The organism is Streptomyces capoamus, assembly GCF_014654935.1.
Classification (GTDB): Bacteria; Actinomycetota; Actinomycetes; order Streptomycetales; family Streptomycetaceae; genus Streptomyces; species Streptomyces capoamus.
Window position 1 is genome coordinate 1 of sequence record NZ_BNBF01000059.1, and the last position, 1,098, is coordinate 1,098.

Here is a 1,098-nt window from a genome sequence, read left to right on the forward strand (position 1 = left end):
GTCCCCACCGGCACCAGACCACCGGTGTCATTCACCCCCCGCACCAACCACTCCCACTCCCCACCCGACAACACGTCGACGGAGCGGACCGGGGCGTAGGGGTCGTCGACCACCTGTTCCAGGACGCGCAGGAACCGGTCGCCCATCGCCTCGATCGTGCGGCGGTGGAACAGGTCCGTGGCGTACTGGATGCTGCAGTGCATACCGCCGCCCGTGTCGACGCCCATGCTGAACAGCAGGTCGAACTTGGCGCTCTCGGTCTGCAGGGGCAGGAAGGAGACCTCCAGCCCGGCCAGGCTGAAGAACTCCGTGGCCTGGGCGCTGGTCTGCCACTCGGTCATCACCTGGAACAGCGGCTGGTACGACGTCGAGCGCTCGGGGTTGAGGACCTCCACCAGGCGGTCGAAGGGGATGTCCTGGTTGTCGTAGGCGGCCAGTGCCTTGCTGCGGGTCTGGCGCAGCAGGTCGGAGAAAGAGGGCTCGCCCGACAGGTCCAGGCGCAGCACCCAGGTGTTGACGAAGCATCCGACGAGGTCGGCGAGGGCCTCGTCGACACGGCCCGCGATGGGCGAGCCGATCGTGAGGTCGTCCCCGGCGCCGAGCCGGTGCAGCAGGACGGCGATGGCGGCCTGGACGGCCATGGAGACGGTGGCGCCGCGTTCGGCGGCCAGCTTCTCCAGGCCGGCCATCAGGCGCGGCTCGGCCTTGAACTCGTACAGGTCGCCGTGGTGCCCGGCCACCGGCGGGCGCGGCCGGTCCAGTGGCAGCCGGGTCGGCTGGACGACGCCCGCGAGCTCGTCCCGCCAGTAGGAGACCTGGCCGGCGGCGACGCTGTCGGGGTCGTCCTCGTCACCGAGCAGCTCGCGCTGCCACAGGGTGTAGTCCTTGTACTGGACGGGCAGGTCGGCCCACCCGGGGGCCCGTCCCTCACGGCGGGCCGCGTAGGCGGTGACCAGGTCGCGGGCGAGCGGTGCCGCGGAGCCGCCGTCCGCCGCGATGTGGTGCACGGCCAGCACCAGGACGTGGTCCCGCGGGCCGCACCGCAGCACGGTCGTGCGCAGCGGGAACTCGCCCTTGGTGAGGTCGAAGCAGTGGGTG

1 protein-coding gene is annotated in these 1,098 nt (G+C 71.5%); it reads right to left on the reverse strand.

Translation table 11 applies throughout. The features are described from left to right. The coding region (locus IE312_RS37700; RefSeq protein WP_229900941.1) for a condensation domain-containing protein at window positions 1–1,098 on the reverse strand (1,098 nt) is incomplete at both ends.